Origin of the sequence: Flavobacterium hydrocarbonoxydans (genome assembly GCF_009789235.1) — a bacterium.
Lineage (GTDB): Bacteria > Bacteroidota > Bacteroidia > Flavobacteriales > Flavobacteriaceae > Flavobacterium > Flavobacterium hydrocarbonoxydans.
On sequence record NZ_WSTB01000003.1, the window covers coordinates 314,898 to 332,853 of the forward strand.

General features: G+C 36.9%; 11 protein-coding genes. 3 read left to right on the plus strand and 8 right to left on the minus strand.

Annotated elements, in window-relative coordinates; translation table 11 throughout:
* Positions 1-330: 330 nt before the first annotated feature.
* The 6 genes from GON26_RS07165 to GON26_RS07190 form a co-directional block, all read right to left on the minus strand.
* Positions 331-4,293, minus strand: coding sequence for a family 16 glycosylhydrolase (locus tag GON26_RS07165; RefSeq protein ID WP_160374057.1), 3,963 nt, complete (start codon positions 4,291-4,293; stop codon positions 331-333).
* Positions 4,294-4,513: 220 nt separating this feature from the next.
* The gene (locus tag GON26_RS07170) at positions 4,514-7,441 is read right to left on the minus strand and encodes a triple tyrosine motif-containing protein (RefSeq protein WP_160374058.1); all 2,928 of its coding nucleotides are present in this window, start codon (positions 7,439-7,441) and stop codon (positions 4,514-4,516) included.
* Positions 7,442-7,923: 482 nt separating this feature from the next.
* Positions 7,924-8,328, minus strand: a complete 405-nt coding sequence (locus tag GON26_RS07175; protein WP_160374059.1) for a cupin domain-containing protein — start codon at positions 8,326-8,328, stop codon at positions 7,924-7,926.
* 314 nt (positions 8,329-8,642) lie between these two features.
* Complete coding sequence (locus GON26_RS07180; protein WP_160374060.1) at positions 8,643-9,515, minus strand: AraC family transcriptional regulator; 873 nt, start codon at positions 9,513-9,515, stop codon at positions 8,643-8,645.
* 90 nt (positions 9,516-9,605) lie between these two features.
* Positions 9,606-12,452, minus strand: coding sequence for a beta-galactosidase GalA (gene galA / locus GON26_RS07185; protein WP_160374061.1), 2,847 nt, complete (start codon positions 12,450-12,452; stop codon positions 9,606-9,608).
* Positions 12,453-12,845: 393 nt separating this feature from the next.
* Positions 12,846-13,337 (minus strand): TlpA family protein disulfide reductase, encoded by a 492-nt coding sequence (locus GON26_RS07190; protein WP_160374062.1) that lies wholly within the window; start codon positions 13,335-13,337, stop codon positions 12,846-12,848.
* A 269-nt stretch (positions 13,338-13,606) separates the two neighbouring features.
* On the opposite strand from GON26_RS07190, the gene GON26_RS07195 reads away from it, so the two are divergent.
* The 3 genes from GON26_RS07195 to GON26_RS07205 all read left to right on the plus strand — a co-directional run bounded on the left by GON26_RS07195 (position 13,607) and on the right by GON26_RS07205 (position 15,687).
* Positions 13,607-13,849 (plus strand): hypothetical protein, encoded by a 243-nt coding sequence (locus tag GON26_RS07195; protein WP_160374063.1) that lies wholly within the window; start codon positions 13,607-13,609, stop codon positions 13,847-13,849.
* A gap of 425 nt (positions 13,850-14,274) precedes the next feature.
* Complete coding sequence (locus GON26_RS07200) at positions 14,275-14,577, plus strand: ArsR/SmtB family transcription factor (RefSeq protein WP_160374064.1); 303 nt, start codon at positions 14,275-14,277, stop codon at positions 14,575-14,577.
* A gap of 6 nt (positions 14,578-14,583) precedes the next feature.
* Complete coding sequence (locus GON26_RS07205) at positions 14,584-15,687, plus strand: NADH:flavin oxidoreductase (RefSeq protein ID WP_160374065.1); 1,104 nt, start codon at positions 14,584-14,586, stop codon at positions 15,685-15,687.
* Positions 15,688-15,768: 81 nt separating this feature from the next.
* Here GON26_RS07205 and GON26_RS07210 read toward each other — a convergent pair whose 3' ends face one another.
* Positions 15,769-16,752 (minus strand): glycoside hydrolase family 43 protein, encoded by a 984-nt coding sequence (locus tag GON26_RS07210; protein ID WP_160374067.1) that lies wholly within the window; start codon positions 16,750-16,752, stop codon positions 15,769-15,771.
* 22 nt (positions 16,753-16,774) lie between these two features.
* Positions 16,775-17,953: an aldose epimerase family protein gene (locus tag GON26_RS07215; protein WP_160374068.1), complete on the minus strand. Its 1,179-nt coding sequence runs from the start codon at positions 17,951-17,953 to the stop codon at positions 16,775-16,777.
* Between the last annotated feature and the right edge of the window lie 3 nt (positions 17,954-17,956).

Here is a 17,956-nt window from a genome sequence, read left to right on the forward strand (position 1 = left end):
TTATTTGACTATCCGCTTCTTATGACAACCATTAAGAATGGCACACAGGTTAAACTGATTTAACTGATTAACGCTGATTGTGATATAAAGGCTATGAAAAATCTGTTATATCTGTTCAATCGGTGTCATCTGTGGCCCATTTCTATATTTAGCCCGTTTAGCGGATAAACCCGTTTTGTTATTAAATAGATTCTTAAAAAACATTCTTCTAATAGACCATGATGATACTAATCCGCCAGGTGTAACTATTTAGAGCTATCCTTTTTTAAATCTAAATTTTACAAACCATGAAAATTTATTTTTAAATTCAGCTACACCCAGCGGCTTATATTATTCTTTAACCAATTTTTTAGTCCAGTTTTTCTGATCAGAATTTACACTGATGATGTAAACTCCTTTGGCTAACTGGCTCACATCAACAAGGCTTTCCTGAGTTGTTGCGTCCAGTTTCGTTTGCAGAACTGCTTTTCCTGATAAATCATAAATCGTAACGACTTTATTATCTAATTTACCCGGTAATGAAAGCTGAACAAAACTGCTTGCAGGGTTAGGATACATCGCGATTTCAGCGCTTCCTTCTTCGGATATCTCTTTTTTAGCCGATGCTGATTTAGCAGTCGATGGAGATCCGTAAGCTTCTATTTCGAACAATGAATATCCGTAAGGTGCTAGAGCTTTGGTAGTACATAAGATTCTGATGTATCTTCCTGTTCCGCTTACAGTAAGGTCATCGGTACCACCATCGCTGGCAGTTTGTGTGTTTACGGTTTCATTTTCTGTAAACGTAGCATCTGTAGAAATTTGCACTTTATATTGTGTAGCAAAAGCGGCTTCCCATTTTAAAACGACTCTGTTGATATTGTAGTTACTTTGCAAATCCACATAAATCCATTCGCTTGTGTTAGCAAAACTGCTCGCCCATCTTGTTGCGATATCACCATCAGTTGCTTTTGTTGGAGAGTAGGTTGCGTTTTCTTCTGTAGAAGCTACAGCTGGTTTGGATAAAGCCAAATTCACATTTGTATTCACTGTAATATTTCGAACAATAACATCACTAAAAACTCCTGTAGTCAGGGTTCCGTTTGCGTGAGAAGTAACTGCCATACCTACATAAATAGTATTGGCCATTGCAATTGTTCTTGGTGTTCCAATTTGTGTCCATGTTGTTCCGTTATCCGAAGCATAAGACGTAAATACATTTCCTGAACGTACCAAACGAACCCATTTTGGAGCTGCTCCGCCAAGACCTTCAAAAATGGTTATTCCTGAAGTAGCATCTCTTGATAAAAACTCAATCCCTGCTCCTGCACTGGCATCTGTCATCGCGTGTTTAGATGTTGGTGTAAGTGTCTCACGGAACATAACACCTGCTTTAGCGTACGTATTGGTATTGGTTAATGAATTAACTTTGGCTATAATTTCAGCATTTCCTGTAATAGGCTGATACACATATTGAAATTGATCCGAAGATTCCCAAATATCGTTTCCTGCTCCTTTTACCGTAAAGGTTCCGCTTAAATAAGTAGCGGATCCTGCTGGTGTAGCAGCACCTAAATCAGCACTTACCCAGGGAGCTGGTAAAGTACCTGTAGGTTCTTCTGTTCCAACTAAATTTAAGCTTCTGATATTATCAAAATAATAGGTATTCCCTGAACTGGTTCCTGGTTCGAATAAAAACACAAAACGGTTTACTTCGCTATCCAAAGTTGAAGCATCCGGAGAACTTGCATAGGTAAACGTAACCGTATGCCAGGCATTCGACTGTTTTACAACGCCCTGATACACACTATGTCTTCCGGCAGGAAAATTAGACGGAATCGAAGCACTGCTTTCTGCCTGCCATGAAATGATAGACCCAACAGGTGCTGAAGTATAAACATCCATCGCAAACTTTTTTGTTCCGTTTTTGAAATCTCCAATATTCGTTATAGTCGAATTGAACGAGAAGTTATCGTATAATTCTGTTGCTTTTCTAACGTATCTTCCAACGTTTGCCGAAGTATTGATTCCGCTCGCATTAGGATTCGCTGCATTGGCAGTATAGGTTCCAATAGCATCTCTAAACGTAATATTATGTATCGTTTGGTAATCCTCATATACTACGCCTGGCGTAAAAGTGTCAGGAAGTTTTGTAGCACCAATTCTAACATTATCAAAATAATAAGTATCACTAGTATAAGAACCTGAATTAAATAACAATACCATCTGATTGATTGCTAAATTCGAAGTTCCGCCATCTGGACTGGAATTGTAATAAAAAGTAAGCGTCTCCCACTGATTTTGTTTGGTGGTAATTGCTACATAATTACTGTTTCTTCCTGTTGGAAAATTCGTTGGAAGCGACGTTGCACTATTTTCTAAATTCATGCTCACTACAGTTCCTATTGGTGCCGTAGTATAAACATCAATCATGATTTTATTGGTTTGGTTTTTCAACAAACCGGCGTCCTCAATATTATTTTGGGTATTAAAAAACAATACATCATATTGTTCGGTAACGTTACGTACATAACGTGCCACATTAGCAGATCCGTTTACCGAATTTGCTCCAGGATTGGCTACCACAGAATAGGTTCCTGTAGTTGTTCCTTTAATAATTTTGCTTGTACCGTCATAGTTTTCTAAAACCGTAGTCGAAATAACTGGTTTTTCAGGAGCTGCTTTGGTCAGTAAATTATCGAAGTAATACGTGGCATTCGAATTCGAATTGGATTCAAACAAAAACACAACATTATTAATTGCCAAAGCACTGGTATTGGCGTCTATCACTTTTTCGAATTCAAATTCAATAGTTTCCCATTTGTTCTGAACCGTTGTTGCTGCTTTATAAGAACTGTGTCTTCCTAAAGGATAATTGATAGCAGTTGTTACCAGGCTGTTTTCTAATTGCATCGAAATTTTGGTTCCAACGGGTGCTGAAGTATAAATATCAAAAGAGATTTTTTTCCTTCCATACACATAATCATTTGCATTGCTGATGACTACATTTTTGATATTCATAACATCATACAACTCCGAAGCATTACGAACATACCTTCCGACAAGAGCGGAAGTATTTACTCCCGTAGCCGAAGGATTTGCAACAGCTTCGGTCAGAACACCTGTTTTATTCAGATATACAATATTTCGGTTCGTCTGAAAATCTTCATATATTCTTTCTACCGGCAAAGGCGGCTCAGTCGTTACTGCTAGTTTATATGTTTTATCTGCACAACCTGTTACAACAGCTGCTACGCTTACATCACCACCGGTTGTTCCCCAGTTTACAGTAATCGTATTGGTTCCTTGTCCAGAAGTTATCGTAGCACCTGCTGGCACTGTCCAGTTGTAAGTAGCGCCTGCTATAGTATTTACAGAATAAGTTTTATTGGTTTCATTAGTATATACTTTCGCATCACCGGTTACACCATAACTAAAACTACCACTATAAACCCTAACATAATCTACTAATAAACTTGCCGGAAAATCACCAGGAATAGGTTCTACTCCTGCTCCGTTTACACTGGTATATGGAGTTCCTAAGCTACCAACAGCCAAGTTTAAAATAATATAAAATTGTCTGTCATTAAAAGGCCATCCTCCATTTGCGGTAGTATTAGGTGTCGCAGTATGAAATAAATTGCCATCGATAAACCATTTTATGATATTTGGTCCCCATTCTACAGCATACACATGAAATTCTGTAGATAAATCGGTTGGTGATGTATAACTTCTTCCGGTATAATGATAACCTCCTGCGTCATAATGAATCGTTCCATCTACAGATTTTGGGTTTCTATGCTTGGTTTCCATGATATCAATCTCTCCGGTATATGGCCAGGTTCCTGCGCCACCATCGGGTAACATCCAAAAGGCCGGCCAGGCTCCCATTCCGGTTGACAACTTCATACGGGCTTCGATTCTTCCGTATTTTACTGCATATTTTCCTTCTGTTGTAAGTTTAGCCGAAGAGTACGGCTGTTGCGGAAATTGTGTACTTGGCTCATATTTAGCCACAATACTCAAATAACTGTCTGCTCCCTGTTTGACAATCGTTGCCTGATTAGGATCGTAACGCTGGGCTTCGGCATTACCAAAACCACATAAATTAGGACAGCCGTTTCCGGTAATACTCTGCCATTTCACACCATCAATTGTAGTACCGTTAAACTCATCTGCCCAAACGAGCGTATTGCATTGGGAATACATTTTCAAAAAAGGCGAAAGCATTAAAATCATCAGAATAACGCACCTCTTTAAAAATAAGTAATTTCTTTCCGTTGGTTGATCGGAAAAAGAGTCTTTTTGTTTCATTTTTTTTGTGTTTTTTTGTTAGTAAAGAATTATTAACAGAATAAAAATACTATCCTTACAAAACAGTATATCATTTTATTAATAACATACAATATTAACAAATAAACTATGCGAGACCCCTATTTATCAATACGGTTTGACTACGGTGTTCGTAAATTTATGTAGTAAACCATAGACAAACCCCTAAATACGGGATGCGATTTTACTTAATAATTAAAAACTAAAAATTAAGAATAAATTCGGTAATGTTTGCTTCTGATGAAAGCTGAAGTTTTTTTCGTATGCGGTAACGGGTATCTTCGACGCCACGAACAGAAATTCCTAAAAGTGGTGCAATTTCTTTGGTATTAAAATTCATTCGCAAATAAGCACACAATCGCATATCTCTCGGAGTCAGTTCCGGGAAGCTTGCTTTGAGTCGCTGCATGAAATTATCATGAAGCTGATTGAAAATTTCTTCAAACTCATTCCAGTGTTTATCACCCTGCAATTCGTGATCGATAATGCGGTTAATTTTGGTCAGTAAACCAAAATTAGTATTGGGATCATTCTTTTTATCAATCTGACTGATGAGTTCTTTTATGGATAATAGTATTTCATTCAAATGAATCAGATTGACGGTATTCGAAGCTACTTTGGCATTTTTAAGATTAATGGTTGCTTCCAGATTTTCGCGTACAATAGCCATATTCTGCTGCTCCAGTACTAATTTTTGCTCGTTTAGTTCGGCGCGGCTTCGCAAAAGTTCTTTTTCCTGTTTCAATATCAATTGATCACGCTCTTGTTCGGCAAGATTTTTTTGGTATTTGATAATCGCATAAATCAAAACCCCAAAAAGCATCAAATACAATAAAAAAGCCCATTTGGTTCGGTACCAGGGTGGCAGGATTTCAAATCTAAAGACAGCCTCCTCACTTACTACATCATATATATTCTTGGCTCTTATGTGAAAAACGTATTCATTCTCCGGTAAATTCGTATATTCTTTCTCTGTCTGAATAGTCCAGTCAGACCATGTAGGTTCGAAACCTTCCAGCCAGTATTCGTATTTGGTAGCATCGGCATCATCATACCATAAAGAGGAGAAAGAAAAATGCAAAGCGTTATTCGAATGTGATAATACAGGATAGAGTCCCTCTTCTGCGGGTTCTAAATCTGAAGGCAGCACATCGTACCGGCTCGAAAACAACAAACTGTCTTTTGGAAAAATAGCTTTAACTTCTGAAATAACGGCTTTGTATTTCGATTGGTAATTTTTCTTTTTCGAACTGTTATAATGTATCAACCCGTCCTGAGTTCCAAAAAGAACATCGCCTTCCGCTGTGGTCTGAATGTTTTCGAAACCCGGAATATACATATAACGGAGTTTTCTAAAGGGCAATTCTTCTGTTCTGAATTTTCCGTCTTTAGTCGAATTGATTTTCCCTGTATTCTCTCCGGAAACATACCAAATCGTATTTTTATCATCCGATTTCAGTAAGCGTATATGATTTTGCATCCCTAAATATTTCTTAAAGAATGGGTCTGAAACCATTTTTTTGGATGAAACGTCCTGTTTGTAAACTCCTTTTGTTGTACCAAAAAATATTTGGTCTTTTATTTTAAAGGTATTCAGAAACAAACTCGACGGAAAACCTTTTTCCTGATCGTAAAACTCAATGCTAGAAACACTTTGAAAGTTTTTATTCAGTTTTAATTTAAAAATACCTTTATAACCGTGAGCCACCCAGATATTTTCATTTTTATCAATGGTAATCACGCGGCTGCTTTCGCGAAACCCTTTAATTTTATATTGATATACCCAGGACTGATTGATTTTCTTTAACAAATACAAACCGGAATAACTTCCTACCAATAACAAATCCGGATGATTGGGCAAAACCACGCCTTGCCACGCACCATCTGTTTTGGCAATCATCTTAGCAGTATCTCCATTGATTTCAAAGATGCCGTTTTTTTCAAAAGCCAGCAGTACACCATCATAAACACCTAAATTCCAAACGTTTTCAGACATGCCTGAAATGTATTTAAAATGTACTTTCTGATGTCCTTGTTTGTACGTTTGCCAGTTTAGCCAATACAAGCCGTTATCGGTCGCGATATACAATTTATCCTGGTATATTTTACTGCAGTATATTTTAGTCTCGGCATTGCTGCTGTCCAGTATTCTCGATAAGGCTGATGAAATCTGTATAAGTGCTATACCTTCTTTCAGGGTTACCCACAAATTACCTTCTTTATCTACTTTTAGGTTGGTTACATATTCATTCTGCAAACCCATTTGTTTGTCGATATGCTGAATCAACTGCCCCTTTTTATCAATAATAATTATTCCAGTCTGACGTGTCCCTATCGCATAATAACCACCCGAAAGTGAAATACCTACTGAAATCTGATTTTGCTTTAAAAGATAATCCGCTTCGGTTACAAAAGGCATTAATTGATTGTTTTTATAGATAAACAAACCTTCTTTTTGAGTCAGTAACAACAAACCTTCTTTTGTTTTAAAGATTTTCCTGATATTTATTCCCGCAAACTTATTAGTATTGGCCACAGAAACTAAACTTTCATTCTTTATTTGCATCAATCCTTTTTGACGGTCTAATACAAAGTATTCCTTATTCACTTCATAAAAATTATCAAAATTAGAACTTGGCTTTAAAACCTTGATTTTATTGTTTTTGTAAAGAAAAACGCCTTCATTCGAGAAAAAGATAACTTCGTTTTTAAGAACCACTGTATGCAGAACATCGCCAAAGTTTTTTGCCCCTTTCGGAAGTAAGTTGACCAGAGAAGTATAGTGATATTGTCCGTTTTGCTGTTGTTCGGTATAACCAAAATCACCCTGGGCGCCCAGATAAATTTTGTCTTTCTGATCAATCGCCAGAGAACGAACCATACTTTTGTTGGCGGGCTGCGTCACAATGCTCCAGCGCACACCATCAAATTGCATGACACCAAAATGATTCGCAAAAAACAGCATGCCTTTCGAATTCTGCAGTACATCCCAGTTTTCTGATGCTGCCTGATAGGTTTTTGGAGTATAATTGGTGATAAAAGGAACTCCTACTTTCTTAATTTGGGCGTTAAGGAGCGTATGGGTAAATAAAATGGATATAAAAATTAGTCGGACTATAAATTTCATCATTTTGTATCGGGGCTGTAGGTTAAAATTCAATCCTAAAACAACGGCTTGGGGCGTTAGTTTTAGGTCGGATAACTTGTTTTCTTATAATATCTAATCAATAAAAATCAGCGTTTTAAGGTCACAAAAAAACAATTAGCAAATTCAAATATATAAAAAAATATTTTAGAGATTTGCTATTATAATTTATAATAAATTATCAATTAGAAAATTTGGCCGTTAAAAATCAATTAAAAATGTATAATTTACACCAAGTTATAGCGACTTGTTATGCCAGGAAGTTGGGAGTTGGGAGTAACGAAGTGGCTGTATGTTTTTTTGCCACAAAGACACTAAGGCACAAATTTTTAATTTAAATCTTAAAGACTCAAAAAAAAAGCATGGAGTTGAAATTTGGAATTTGAAAGTTGGAAGTTGGAAGTTGGGAGCTTGAAGTTTGGAGTTTGAAGTTTGGAGTTTGGAATTTGGAATTTGGAGATTAAAATTTAACCCCCATAACCATTATATTCTTCATCCGTAACGCTTTCCAGCCAGATACCTTTTCCTTTATCAATTTCGGTTATGATACTGATATGCGAAAATCGGCTGAAAGGTGTTGCGCCATACCAATGTTCAATCCCGGGTAATATGGTAAGCACCTGATCTTTTTGGATGAGTTGTATCGGTTGTCCTTTTTCCTGAAAGTAACCTACACCGGCTGTTACAACAAATAATTGCAGACTCGGATTAATGTGCCAGTTACATCTCGAACCGGGTTCAAAAACCACTTCTTTAACAACCGTATTATCCGGATGAATGATACTGGTTTGTTTTTTATAAGAAACATCTCCTGTCATATAAGTATTCGGGATTTTTCCTTCTTCGATTACGGTACTGTTGAATGTCTTCATAAAATGATTATTTATTAAGTTACTGATTCGATTTAATTTTTATAGAGTATCACTAAAGTTTGTTAGTGATAGTAAAGGTAAAGGCAACTTTTTATTTTGCTTTTTGTTATTTCTAAAAAACCTCATAAAACAATGCTACAAAATAAAGAGTAAAGTAGCGGATTGAGGTTTCTGTACTTGTGCAAAATGGTGACAAACACATCACTAAAACTATTCTTCAGAAAAGAATAAACCGTATTGCACTGCAAATGTACCTTAGTTTAAACCATTGCAAATAATGAATATCAAACAAAAAAGTATGAATATCAAACAATTTACGTTCTGAGCAATTTCGGAATCGTTCCGGTAAGTCTTTTAAAGTAATTATTAAAATAACTCGGGTATTCAAAGCCAAGCGAGTACCCAATATCGGCAACACTCCAGTCAGTGTGCTGCAAGAGAGCTTTTGCTTCGCTGATAATTCGGTCTGTAATATGAGCTGTTGTTGACTTACCGGTTACTTCTTTTACCGAACGGTTTAAGTGGTTTACATGTACCGAAAGGCTTTGTGCATAATCCTGAGCGGTTTTTAATTTGAGCGGATTGTCTTTTGCCTCTATCGGAAACTGTCTTTCCAGCAAATCAAGAAATAAAGAAGTGATTCTTGATGAAGCATTTTTATGTTTAAAAAAATTCTCAGACGGCTGCATCTTCATCGATTCATGAATAATCAGGTTGATGTAGTTCCGAAGCAAATCATCCTTAAAAACATAATCGGTTTCCTGCTCTTCAATCATTTTCCGAAAAAGCCCTGAGATAAACTGCTTTTGTTCAGCCGATAAATAAAATACAGGAGTTCCTCCTATTTTAAACAAAGGACATTCATGAAGGCTCTCAGAACGATCATTAACCCTCAAAAACTCTTCTGTAAAGACACAGGCAAATCCTGAAAACTCAGGTGAATTTTTCTCCCAAGAATAGGGAATATAAGGATTTCCGAAAAACAAAATTGTACCATCAACCTCTATTCCTCTATCAGCATAATGTATAAAGCTTTGGCCTGTATGCATGCAAATTTTATAAAAATCCCTGCGGTTATAGGTAGGAATGGTACTAAGATCATTATTAATCTCATAAACCTTAAAGCCTTTTAGCTTTAATTCGCTGGTATTGAAATCGATTGTTCCGGTAACTGTTTGATTTTCCATAACGCAAAATTAAGAAAATCAAACAAAACTCAGACAAAAGCCATAATAAAGTTCAACAAACCCTACTATTCTTTATTCAGTAAGTATTTACTACTTTTTAGGAGCTGTTGCTTTAACCGTTAATGTACATGCCTTTAAATCTTTCCCCGAAGCTTCTAAAACAATATCACTATTACTGCCGTCAGCCTGTACAATCACCTGCGCATAACCGTTAAACAGCTTACGTTTCCATGCTTCTGCTTTTGTAACAATCTGAATCGTTCCCGGATTGGTATTCATGGCATCCCAGTCGCGTAATCGTACTAATGGCGTGGTAACAATCGTAATCGTATTTTTTCCTGGTTTTAGAATAACCGAATCAAACACGTATTTTTGAGCATCTTCAGCACTTGCAGTTACTTTAGTTCCGTTTACAAACACAGCAGAAGTAGTTCCAATCTTCTGATAAAAGAAACTTACTACATCATTTGGTGAAACTTTTTCTAAATCAAACACCCCACGATACACATACGATGCCGCTTGTTTTTTATAATCTCTATTTTTAAAAGCTTCCTGCCAGTCAGCCTCGGGATAGGCTGGTAATGCAGAAGGTAACGCTGTTGCAGTAAGTGCCTGCTCTTCCAGATTAGTGATAGCGGCAAAAGCCATCTCGTCAAGAAAAACATCTTTTTCTAAGGAGGTCGGATCACCGTTACCAACTCCTATTATCTTGCCGCCTCCTTTTATTGCAAAGGTAATTTCGTCATTTACAGTAGGAACATGCAGTCCTTTTTTATCGGTTGTTTCTACCGTTATCACGACAGCATCATTGTCTTTGTCTAATGATGGTTTGTGTGCGGTAAGCTGTATCTTTTCAGCCTTGGCTGTTGTTTTCTGAACCTCGGTCAGGATCTTTTTACCGTCCTTATATCCTATCGCCTCAAGAGTTCCGGGAGTATAAACCACTTTCCATTCCAGATGGCCTAAGGTTTCCATTTTCTTTTTGCCAAGACTTTTTTTGTTCAAAAAGAGTTCTACTTCATCACAATTCGAATACACCCATACATCCATTTCTTTCCCTTCCATACCTTCCCAGTTCCAGTGTGGCAAAATATGAAGCACGGGTTCCTTACCCCACCATGATTTAAGATAATATACATTGTCTTTCGCAAAACCGCAGTTATCCATCATCCCAAAATAAGACGTAACCGATGGCCATCCATAAGGTGTTGGCTCGCCGCGATAATCAAAACCGGTCCAGATAAACATTCCCGCCATATAAGGTCGTGTACCATAAAACTTCCAGCCTTCTTCAATACTATAAAAAGAAGGGCGTGGTTTTTTATCATAAGCACTTTGGTAGTGTTTAGCATCATCCGTAAAATAAATACCACGTGTGGCAAACGTCGATCCTTCTTCAGTACCCATACCTGGCTGTTGCTTAAACTCGTTTCTATGGGCATCAACATCACCATTTCCTAAATAATTATAGCCCATGATTTCTACTACAGAGGAGATACCACTTCTAAAACCGCTGCTGATCGCTACCGTAACAGGACGTGTAGGATCAATGCTTTTTGCAAAGTCCTGCATAGTATTGGTGATACGCTCTCCGGTGATATTGCCTTCAATATTCCATTCTTCATTTCCTACAGACCAGCAAATGATACTCGGATGATTACGGTCTCTTTCTATCAAATATTGTACGTTACCCAGATGCAGCTTATTGATTCCCATCAATCGGGTTTCATCAATTACAAGCATGCCCAGCTTATCACAAGCTTCTAATAACTCTGGTGTTGGCGGGTTATGCGAACAGCGATAGGCATTAGACCCCATCTCTTTTAGTTTTTTTATTCTAAAATACTGCAATTCATCCGGAAGAGCAGCTCCTACGCCTGCATGATCCTGGTGATTGTTGGTTCCTTTTAGTTTTAAAATTTTACCATTCAGAATAAACCCTCGCTCTGCATCAAATTTGATTGTTCTGATTCCGAAAGTGGTTTCATAACGGTCCACAACCTTGCCTTCTTGTTTGATATCGGTTAGTAAACGGTACAAATTAGGCGCATCAACATCCCAAAGCAAAGGATTATTTACTTGTAATACTGATTGATATAAACCCGTTTTATAAAAGTTGGGTGCTGTAGCTTTTTCACTTGCTGTAGTGATTGTTTTTCCTGAAGCATCTACTATCGTTTGCACTATTTCTATAGCTCCTTTGTAGTTTCCTTTGTTTTCAATCGTTACTTCGGCGGTTACCTGTGCAGTATTGTTTTCGATTACAGAGGTAACATAAGTACCATTTTCAATTACATGCAACGGATTTGTCTTTTGCTGGTACACATGTCTGTAAATTCCGGCTCCTTCATAAAACCAGCCTTCTTCCATCGAGGCATCTACTCGTACTGCTATGGTATTTTCGCCTCCATAGTTTACATAGGCTGTTACATCATATTCAAAACCGTTATAGCCGCTCTCTTCTGTACCTAAAAAGTGTCCGTTAAACCATACTTTCGAGTTTCTGAAAACTCCATCGAACTTAATCGAAATCACCCTGCCTAAATCCTCCTTATCAATGGTTATTTTTTTTCGGTACCAGCCAATACTCTTTTCCGGAAACCCTTTACCGGCTGCTTTAAAGCCGTGACTAAAACTTGCCTTTTCGCTAAATCCCTGCTCAACTGCCCAATCATGCGGAAGATCCAGCTGTCTCCAGGCACGATCATCAAATGACGCTGCCGCAGGGCCGTCTCCATAACCTGTTTTGGCCAAATACGAAAAATATCCGGTGGCATGACCAAAGTCCTTATTGGTATCATATAAATGACCAAATGAAAAATGCCAGCCTTTGTCGAGCAAAACCAAATCTCTTCCGGTTTTGTTTTGAGCAAACAAACAACTCGAAATCAGTAATGCGGCAAACCATAAAGCTTTTGGATAGGAAATAATTTTCATAAGTAATAGTGGTTGATAGATAGTAGTAATTTTAATGGCGATAAAAATATTCATTTTGTAGAAAGCAAATCAATAATATTTTATCAAAATATACGCAGTTTCAGCTGCAAAAGACATTCAGACTTAATAAGACTGACAAAAAAAAAAAAGCCCAATTCGTTTGAATTGGACCTGAAAGCATATTGTTTTACAGAACTGTCCGCTAAGCTAGTGAACTAAATAAAAAGACAGACCACAGGCTACACCGATTGAACAGATAAAAACTGATTTTTATTTAGCTCTTTTTAAATCAAAACCAGCGCTAATCCGCTAAAATCAGTGTCATCAGTGTTGTCATTATTAATGATGGGTATAAGCAACGGATAGTCATTTTATTTTATAAAAAGATTTCCCTTATTGAGCAACAGCATTTTTCACCAGTTCGTTCAAAGCGCTGCCATGAACATTCTTGGCAATGATAATTCCGTTGGCATCAATCAGTACATTAAAAGGAACCGCTTCCATTTTATAGTTTTCAGGAACAGGCGACTTCCAGAAATTAAGATTATTTACCTGAATCCACGGTTGTTTGTATTTGGCAATAGTTCCCAGCCATAAATTTTTTTTTGTATCCAAAGAAACTCCGTAAATAGAAAATTTATCCGGGTACATTTTGTATAATTTCACCAGTTCAGGCTGTTCTTTCATACAGGGAGGGCACCAGGAAGCCCAAAAATCTACTAAAACCACCATTCCGGTCAGGGAAGACAGTGATACCTCGTTGCCTTTAGCATCCGGAAGTTCAATATCTGGAGCAATATCTCCTATTTCAACACCTACTCTTTGTGCATGCGCACTCGTTAACGAATAAAGGATTACGATTAGGGCAAAAAATAATTTCTTCATATAGTTAGTTCGTTTATTGGAATAAGAGCAAATATAAACTTTTCTGTTTGCTTCTAAAATGGATTTTATTTTTTTTGATGATATAAAAAACATTCTTTTTTCATTTTTTTTTAAAACAATAAAACCACAATCTCTTTTTCATCGTATATGCAAAAAACGATGGTCTCGAATGAGAATAATTCGAATGAAAATAAGTTTTTGGAGCATCTTGAGTTACTTCAGATTCCTGATTATCGTTTTTTTTTATCAATCTTTAAAAAGACAGCAAATTGGAAAAGATAAACATTCAAAGATTAAAGGAGACTTTAAAGTATCTGGAAAGCAAACAGCGTGAATTGAAAAGAAACAGCGATAGCGATACCCGAAGTATTGAATCGATGATCAAATACCTGAAAAAAGACATGATGGAACAGTTTAAACTGTCAGAACATGACGAGGCTATCAAGCATGTCATCAGAGATACGGAAACGTTTATCCAAACTGTCGAAAACATCATCGAAGAAAACTCGTAAAACATACTCTTTACTTTTTGATAGGCAGGCCATTTGTATGGTCTTTTGCTGTTGATAGCCCAAAAAAGTAATAGATCTCAAAAAATAAGCAGTTACCAAATCTAAATTCACCTACTGCTTTTAGTTAAACCTCTCATCAGCCACCAGTATGAGAGGTTTTTTTACCTAATGAGCTAAAAACCTTTCAAAGTCATTGCTTTTGAAAGGCTTTTTTATGCCTGAATGGGAAATACAAAACTTCAATAATAGCATCAAAATCAAAGACAAAAATCAAGTTTATAAAGCAAATCAAGGATATTTAATCACTAAATGATTTTCCATAATATCTCAGCAACTTACCCTCTTAAAAGCTTAGTATCTCTTAAAAAAAACCTAAATATTTTTAATTAAATTGGTATATCGGGAAAAGTCGATATATTTGCACCATGGAACAGATCGAAATATTTAAAGCCTTATCCAATAAGTCCAGATTACAAATGCTGGAATGGTTAAAAGAACCCGAAATAAACTTTCCGGAACAACTCCAGCATGCAGGATTTGAACATGGAGTTTGTGTAGGGCAAATACAAGCCAAAGCAGGCCTTACCCAATCGACTGTTTCTGAATATCTATCTATTTTACAACGTGCCGGTTTTATCGAAGCAACCCGCGTTGGACAATGGACATACTACAAACGCAACGAAGGTGCCTTTGAAGCACTCAGTAAATTAATTCAATCTAATTTGTAAATTACTATGAGTACAAACAACTTATTTTCGCCATTTAACCTAAAGACGTTAAATCTAAAAAATAGAATTGTAATGGCGCCAATGACGCGTTCATTCTCTCCAAACGGAATCCCAACTGACGCTGTAGCCTCTTATTATCAAAAAAGAGCAGAAGGTGAAGTGGGATTAATTTTATCCGAAGGAACTGTTATCGACAGACCTTCTTCTTCCAATGATGCAAATGTGCCTCATTTTTATGGAAATGAATCCCTGCAAGGATGGCAAAAAGTAATTAATGAAGTTCATGCTGCCGGAGGTTCAATGGGACCGCAGATCTGGCATATGGGAATTATGGACAATCATCACTCGGGCTGGGTTCCTCCTGTTCCTTTTGAAGGACCGTCCGGACTAAACCGTCCTGATTTCAGTAATGGTAACACGATGACTGAAAAAGATATTCAGGATACTATTATTGCTTTTGGTAAAGCTGCTGCAGATGCTAAAAGATTAGGTTTTGATACTATTGAAATTCACGGTGCCCACGGTTATTTAATCGATCAGTTCTTTAGAGCCGAAACGAATTTACGTACTGATATTTATGGCGGAAAAACACTGCCGGAACGCAATCGCTTTGCTATTGAAGTAGTGAAGGAAATCAGAAGACAGGTAGGTAATGATTTCGCAGTAATTATGCGTTTCTCTCAATTCAAACCATCTGATTACAATTATAAACTGGCTAAAAATCCACAGGAACTTGAAGCATGGCTTACGCCTCTTGTTGATGCAGGTGTCGATATTCTGCACTGCTCGCAACGTCGTTTCTGGGAACCTGAATTTGAAGATTCTGATTTAAACTTCGCGGGTTGGGCTAAAAAAGTTACAGGAGCTCCAACGATTACCGTAGGTTCTGTTGGTCTTTCTAGCGATTTCTTTGGTGCTTTTGCAGGTGAGAGTTCACAGCCCACTTCGTTAGACGAATTGAACAGACGTTTCGACAGAGGTGATTTTGATTTAGTTGCTGTTGGAAGACCTTTATTATCAGATCCAAACTGGGTTTCTAAAATAAAAGAAGGTAAAACTGATCAGTTAATTGGATTCAGCAAAGAAGCTCTGGGAGAATTAGTTATATAAATTAATTCTTATTCTAAAAAACATAAAAAATCCATTTTACGATTGTGTAAAATGGATTTTTTTTATGCGTATTATTTAAAACTAATTCACTAAAAAATGAAAGCTTTTTGGATCGGCTTTGATCTCATTCCCTTCAAAACTGATATCAATAATTCCGGTTTTTCTGGGAGCAACTGTTGAACTGCTGTAGTGCGTATGCAGCACATAATGCATTTTATTATTTTTATCAAAAAACACATCCCCATGCCCTATTCCGTTTTGAGGAACATTATTACGACTAATTATCGGACTGGTTTTTGACTTTTCCCAAGGCCCTAACGGACTGGTACTGGTTGCATACCCAACCGCATAATCCGGATTTCTAAAATCATTTGCGGAATAAATCAGATAATACAAACCATTGTGTTTTATAACAGTTGGACCTTCCGTAACAGGCCAATTTGTGTTTTCTGTGTTTTCCCAAGGCAATGTACCTGAAATACATTCTGTTAAGGTTTCCGGTTTTATACTCAAAAGATCATCATTTATTTCGGCTACGAAAATTCGGTTTCCATTGGTCAATCTCACGTAATACAGGTATTTTTTTCCATCATCATCAATAAAAACAAACGGATCGATTTGATTTCCTGTTTTAATAATCGGCTCTTTCGAATCGTTTTTAAATGGCCCTAACGGACTATTACTTGTAGCAACCGCAATGTTTTCATTGGCTGTATAAATCATATAAAACTTCTTGTTGTAGGCTATAATTTGGGGTGCCCAAAACCCTTTATCGCCAAAAGAATCTCCTTTTTTTAAAGCCAGTCCGTTTTGAGTTCCGGCAGGCCCTGTCCATTTTTTCAGATCAGAAGACGTATACACCATAAATCCCTGCCCGTTTAAAGGCGTATCTCCGCCGGTAGTACCATAGAGATAATAATTTCCTTTATCATAAAAAATAGTAGGATCAGCTAATAAAAGAGCTTGTGGCTTTACTTCTTCAGGAACACTTGAATCCTTTTCCTTTTCCTGCGAACAACAAGTAAACAAACAGAACGAACTCATTATAATAAAAACGTTTTTCATCTTGTAAAAATATTAAATTATACTACTTTACCGAGAATTGATATAGTGAAACGGTATGGTATTTTTGCCCTTTTTTCAAAATAATAGAAGCAAATTTTGGCTGATTTGGAGCATCTGGAAAATGTTGTGTTTCTAAAGCAAATGCGGTTCTGAAATCATCTCTTGCTCCTGATTTAAACACATTTTTACCCTGCATAAAATTACCACTATAAAATTGCACACCAGGTTCTTGCGTATAAATATCTAAAGTAATACCTGATAAGTCACCCGAGATAGTAGCAGCATGAGTCATACCGTCTTTTTTCGGTCCGCTAAGTACATAATTATGATCGTATCCTTTACCAAATTTCAACTGTTGATCGTTGGCTTCAATACGTTCTCCAATGGTGTGTTTTGATGTAAAATCGAAAGGGGTATTTTTTACGGCTTTTAATTCTCCTGAAGGAATCAAACCTTCATCAACCGGTGTAAACTGATCTGCGTACAATTGTAATTGATGATTTAAAATCGAACCGCTTCCTTCTCCATTCAGATTAAAAAAAGCATGATTGGTTAAATTCACAACAGTCGTTTTATCTGTAGTGGCCTCGTATTCCATTTTAACCGTTTGATTATCGGTTAACGTGTAGGTTACTTTAACTTTTAAGTTTCCTGGAAAGCCCTGTTCTCCGTCTGGCGAAGTATAAGTCAACACCAAAGTATTGTCATTTGTTTTATTTGCATCCCAAACTACATCCTGAAATCCTTTTACACCTCCATGCAAGGCGTTTTTGCCATTATTTATCGGAATTTGATATTCTTTACCTTCCAAAGAAAATTGTCCCTTAGCGATTCGATTTCCAACTCTTCCGATGGTAGCACCAAAGTAAGGCTCTGTTGAAGTCTTAAATCCTTTCGCGCTGTTCATGCCGACTACTACATCTGTTTCTTTTCCGTTTTTATCGGCAACCCACAGCCCAACAAGCCTTCCGCCATAATTGGTAAAAGCTGCTTTGATGCCTTTGTTCTGAATCCAGTACAAATTGACTTTTTTACCATCAATAATCGTATCAAAATTTTTAGTTTCCAAATACGTTTGAACAGAATCTTTACTAATTTCCGAAACAGCTTCTTTTGAAGAGACGGCTTCTTTCTTGTTTTCTTTACAGCTAAATTGAAAAAGAGCCAGCAACACAACTGCTCCCATTTGTATGTTTTTCATTAC

Coding starts and splice junctions, on each gene's coding strand:
- GON26_RS07165 (WP_160374057.1), bottom strand. CDS start 4,293: ATGAAACAAAAAGACTCTTTTTCCGATCAACCAACGGAAAGAAATTAC.
- GON26_RS07170 (WP_160374058.1), bottom strand. CDS start 7,441: ATGATGAAATTTATAGTCCGACTAATTTTTATATCCATTTTATTTACC.
- GON26_RS07175 (WP_160374059.1), bottom strand. CDS start 8,328: ATGAAGACATTCAACAGTACCGTAATCGAAGAAGGAAAAATCCCGAAT.
- GON26_RS07180 (WP_160374060.1), bottom strand. CDS start 9,515: ATGGAAAATCAAACAGTTACCGGAACAATCGATTTCAATACCAGCGAA.
- galA (WP_160374061.1), bottom strand. CDS start 12,452: ATGAAAATTATTTCCTATCCAAAAGCTTTATGGTTTGCCGCATTACTG.
- GON26_RS07190 (WP_160374062.1), bottom strand. CDS start 13,337: ATGAAGAAATTATTTTTTGCCCTAATCGTAATCCTTTATTCGTTAACG.
- GON26_RS07200 (WP_160374064.1), top strand. CDS start 14,275: ATGGAACAGATCGAAATATTTAAAGCCTTATCCAATAAGTCCAGATTA.
- GON26_RS07205 (WP_160374065.1), top strand. CDS start 14,584: ATGAGTACAAACAACTTATTTTCGCCATTTAACCTAAAGACGTTAAAT.
- GON26_RS07210 (WP_160374067.1), bottom strand. CDS start 16,752: ATGAAAAACGTTTTTATTATAATGAGTTCGTTCTGTTTGTTTACTTGT.
- GON26_RS07215 (WP_160374068.1), bottom strand. CDS start 17,953: ATGAAAAACATACAAATGGGAGCAGTTGTGTTGCTGGCTCTTTTTCAA.